We start from the raw sequence: 4,248 nt of genomic DNA, 5'->3' as shown, positions 1-4,248 counted from the left end.
GCCCACGCCACCCAGGTCCAGCCGGGCGTCGCGTTCATGGCCCACCCCCGGGACATCGAACGCGACGTCTGGCCCACCGAGGACTACCACCTGGCCCGAAGCCTGCTGTCCGCGCCGGGCGGGACCGAGACCGACCTCTTCGCCGGGCTGAGGGCGACGGTGACCGGGGGAACGGAGGGGGGCATGTGAGCGGGATCCGGGCTCACCAGCGTCCGCCGCCCCTCCAGCCATTCACCGGAAGGCACTTGAGCTATGGACGCGATCAGGGCAAGTTGATCTCATGACGAATCACCAGCCCGCCCCCGACGCTCAGCAGCCCCCGACCGGCCAGGAGCCGCGTACCCGGACTCACACCTGGACGGTCGGAAGGCCGATCGCCGAGTACCCGCACCTGACCGGAGAGGAAATCCTGCTGGAGTGGATCGCCGGGCGGATCCCGGAGCCCTCGATCTGTAGCACCATGGGCTTCCACCTCACCGAGGCGAAGCCGGGTACGGCGGTGTTCGAAGGGGAGCCGGGGGACCACCTCTTCAACCCGATGAACACCGTGCACGGCGGCTACCTGGCCACCCTGCTCGACTCGGCGCTCGGCTGCGCCGTGCTGAGCAAGCTGCCGGCCGGTATCGGCTACACCACAACGCAGTTGAACGTCCACATGCTGCGCCCGCTGTTCGCCGACTCGGGCCTGCTGCGCTGCGAGGGTGTCGTCCTGCACCTGGGCCGCACGATGGCCACGGCCGAGGCCAGGGTGCTCGGCGCCGAGAACGGCAAGCTCTACGCACACGCCACCACCACCTGTGCGATCCTGACCCCCCGTCCGACCTCCTGACCGGGCCGCACCCATTGCCCGACCACCCGGCCACACTCACCTTCAGGCCAACCCACCGTGCCATCCCCGACCACGAGGAGGCTGAATGAAACCGTTCCACCCCACCTTCGGCCAGCGGCTGTGGCCCGACGGCCTGCGCGTCCTCCAGGTGTACGCTCTGCCCGATCTCCCCGAGGGGTCGGCCCTGCACACCCTGTTCGCCGGGCTGCGTGAGTCCCTGGCCGACTTCCCCATCGTGCCGGTGCCCGACGGCCGCGCGCACATCACCCTCGACATGATCACTTCCGCGCCGGCCGACGCCATCGGCGACGCGGACCGTCGCGAACTCGCCCACCGGCTGCGCACCGCCGTGGCCGGACTCGGGCCGCTCGCCCTGCAGGCGGGGTCGCCGATCGCCTACCGTACGGGCGTCCGGTTCGACCTCCATCCCGACGGTCAACTCGCCGTCCTCCAGCAGCGGGTCCGTTCCGCGATCCACCGGGTCTGTGGTGACGGCTCCACCGGGTACCCACTCGGTGTGCTCCACATGACCGCTGGATACGCCGCCGCGGACGTCGACACCGACGAGCTCGCCCAGGTCATCCACCGCGTTCGGCCCGGCCACGCCCCCTTCACGGTGCGTCGGATCGTGTTGATCGAGGTGTACTGGCAACGGGTGGCGGTGGACGACGCCGATGCTCCGGGCTGGCGGATCTGTTGGGACACCCTGGCCGACATCCCCCTCGATGGGTAGCCGACCGCGGGTTCCGACGTAGGCCTGGCCAGTCGTCGCGCCGGGGCCATGGGCGGGGCGGGCCTCCCGGCCCCCCGGGCACCGCTGTCCGTGGCTTCCGATATCAATTGGTACGGAAACCAATTCTGGCCGCGGTCCCGGGACCGCAGGGCGGGGGAGTGCGAGTGACTGATCAGCCGGTGTTCATCGTGGGCGACGGACTACGGGCCCTGGAGCCGACCGGGTTCGAGACGGAGGCGGAGTTCCAGGAGCTGCTCGCGCGCCACCCGCGAGTCCTGGACTTCGGCTCGCTGGTGGACGGACGGCCGTTGCGGCTGGCGCTGGTGGCCCGGGAGATGGGTGTTCCGACGAGTGCGGAGGGCGGTCCGGCCTACTGGCTGGACCACCTCTTCGTGGACGCCGACGCGGTCCCGACGCTGGTCGAGGTCAAGCGGGCCGGCGACACCCGGATCCGGCGCGAAGTGGTCGGCCAGATGCTGGACTACGCGGCGAACGGAGCGCGGTACTGGCCTGCGGCGCTGCTTCGTCGTTCCTTCGAGCAGACCTGCGCCGCCGATGGACGGCCGTTGGAGGAGGCGTACCGGGAACTGCTCGACGACCGGACTCCGGAGGAGTTCTGGGCGGCCGTCGAGGAGCGGCTCGCCGCTGGCCAGATGCGGCTGCTGTTCGTCGCCGACCGGATCCCGCTGGAGCTGCGGGCGATCGTCGAGTTCCTCAACCGGCAGATGCGGCAGACGGATGTGTACGCGGTTGAGCTGACCCAGTACCGGGGCGACGGCGAGCTCCGAGTCCTGGTCCCGCGCGTCCACGGGGAGGTCGCGACGGTGGCGAAGTCCCCTTCCAGCCGTCGCGCCGCCCAGCGAACCGTCCGGGCCGACGCGGACGCGGCGATACAGGCAGGCCTCGGCCCCGAGCAGCGACAGATCGCGACCGCGCTGCTCGACCACGCCGCCGCCAACGGTCGGCTGGAGGGGGGAACGGCCCGGTATCCGAGCATGTTGGGCTACTACCCTGCGGGCGGTCGCCAGGTGCCGGTCTGGGCCCTCTCCCTGTACGGCAATCCCGCGAAGGAGGAGGAACTCTCCTTCAGCCTCGGAGCGATCAGCCGCCACCTCGGCGCGGGCGGTGCGGCCGTGTTCGCGGAGTCCCTGTCGGCCCTGCCTGCCTCGGTCAGGAACCTGGACGTCCAGCGGGAGAAGGGGTATACGGGTTGGGCCTCGGTGTCGCTGACCGCCATCGCCGAGAACGGCGGGGCGCTCGACGGCATCCTCGCCGCGATCCACGAGCTCATGAAGGGCCCGGGAATCCCCGACTGATCTCCCCGGCGGAGTGGGTCGAGCGGGCACAGCGGGCAGGCACAGCGGGTCGGGCTCGCCACGCCGGGTGTTCGGCCGCCGACCGCCGGAATCCGGACAACTCGGCACCGGGGCCGTCGGATTCGACGGGATCACGGGCGGCCGGGTGACGGCTGCTTCTACGCTCGCACGAACACCGTGGCACGAGGGGGAATGCCGTGGCCCGTAAGCCCGTTCGACGAAGCCGCTCCACCGCCGCCAGCCGAGCTCGCCGAGCCCGGCGGGTCAAGGAGAACGCACTGCTGCTCGGCACGGCGGCGGTGGTCGCGCTGGTCCTGGTCTCACTGCTGGTGCGATGGCTGGCCCAGCACCTGCTGCTGGTGGGCGCGTTGCTGGCCGTGGGCGCGGGGGTAGGCGCGGCCGTGCTGCGCGTACGGGTGCGAGCCCGACGACGGGAGCTGGACGCCCGGGCCGCGCAGCTGCGGCACATCGGGCCGTTCCTGACGATGAGCCCGAAGGCGTTCGAGCACGCGTTGGCCGACCTGTGCCGGCGCGACGGCTGCACAAAGGTGACGGTGGTCGGCGGGGCCGGTGACCTTGCGGCGGACGTGCTGGCCACCACCCCCAACGGGCAGCGGCTCCTGATCCAGGCCAAGCGCTACGGCCCGAAGACCTTCGTCGGCTCCGAGGACGTCCAGAAGGTCAACGGGACCTACCGCGACGTCCACCGCTGCGATCTGGCAGCCGTGGTGACGACCAATGCGTTCACCAAGGCCGCCGCCGCGTTCTGCTCGCAGGTCGGCATCCGTGCCGTTGACCGGCGGGCGCTCGCCCTGTGGGCCGAGGGAACGGGCCGACCGCCCTGGGCCTGACCCCTCGCGCTCCCTGACGTCGACTCACTGAGGAGCGGCGGTGGGCGTCATCGCCGCGTCGTCGGTACAGGCGGTGCCGCGGGCGACGACGATGGCACAGGCGTTGGCGTCGGTGGGCCGGACGGAGTGGACCATCTTGGTGTGCGCGTCGTGGCCGTGCTGCTGGCGGTACTCCTGCTGGTCGGGTGGGGTGCCCTCCTTGCCGAAGACCTGGATCCGGTCGTCGGCCGAACTGCCGGTCATCTTCGCCCAGGCCGCCCGGCAGGAAGGGCTGAAGCGGAGTTCGATGAGGATGCCGTAGGCCTGCTTGTACGCGGTGGTCTTGGCGTCGTACCGGCAGGGCGTGCCGGCGGGGTCGAGTCCCGAGCAGGACGCGGAGTCGCAGGTGGCGGTCGGGCTCGGTTGGGGCGGGGCGGCGAGCACCGTCGGCGCGGTTGCGGCGGTCCGTGGTGATGACGCGGACTGGCCGCCGGTCAGCTGGGTGATGGCGAAGACCGCCGCCCCCAGCGCCAACACGGC

Annotated in this window: 5 protein-coding genes and 1 pseudogene; 5 read left to right on the top strand and 1 reads right to left on the bottom strand. The window is 71.4% G+C overall.

Going from position 1 to position 4,248, the window contains the following annotated elements; translation table 11 throughout:
• The 5 genes and pseudogenes from J0670_RS31830 to J0670_RS40395 form a co-directional block, all read left to right on the top strand.
• A pseudogene (locus J0670_RS31830) lies at window positions 1-189 on the top strand (mycothiol conjugate amidase Mca); the annotation flags it as partial.
• A 91-nt stretch (window positions 190-280) separates the two neighbouring features.
• Window positions 281-829 carry a PaaI family thioesterase gene (locus tag J0670_RS31825; protein ID WP_207815432.1) on the top strand — a complete coding sequence of 183 codons (549 nt, stop codon included), beginning with the start codon at window positions 281-283 and terminating at the stop codon, window positions 827-829.
• An 85-nt stretch (window positions 830-914) separates the two neighbouring features.
• On the top strand, window positions 915-1,562 hold the full coding sequence (locus tag J0670_RS31820) for a 2'-5' RNA ligase family protein (RefSeq protein WP_207815423.1): 648 nt from the start codon (window positions 915-917) through the stop codon (window positions 1,560-1,562).
• A 164-nt stretch (window positions 1,563-1,726) separates the two neighbouring features.
• On the top strand, window positions 1,727-2,878 hold the full coding sequence (locus tag J0670_RS31815) for a hypothetical protein (RefSeq protein WP_207815422.1): 1,152 nt from the start codon (window positions 1,727-1,729) through the stop codon (window positions 2,876-2,878).
• 197 nt (window positions 2,879-3,075) lie between these two features.
• A complete protein-coding gene (locus J0670_RS40395) occupies window positions 3,076-3,729 on the top strand; it encodes a restriction endonuclease (protein WP_307806787.1) in 654 nt (217 codons plus the stop codon).
• A 24-nt stretch (window positions 3,730-3,753) separates the two neighbouring features.
• Here the strand turns inward: J0670_RS40395 and J0670_RS31805 are convergent.
• On the bottom strand, window positions 3,754-4,248 hold a 495-nt coding region (locus J0670_RS31805), incomplete at its 5' end, for a DUF2690 domain-containing protein (protein WP_207815421.1).

The sequence above is a fragment of the Streptomyces sp. FH025 genome (genome assembly GCF_017427025.1).
GTDB lineage: Bacteria > Actinomycetota > Actinomycetes > Streptomycetales > Streptomycetaceae > Kitasatospora.
Note: the sequence above shows the minus strand (reverse complement) of the source record. Positions and strands in the feature narration are given on the sequence as shown.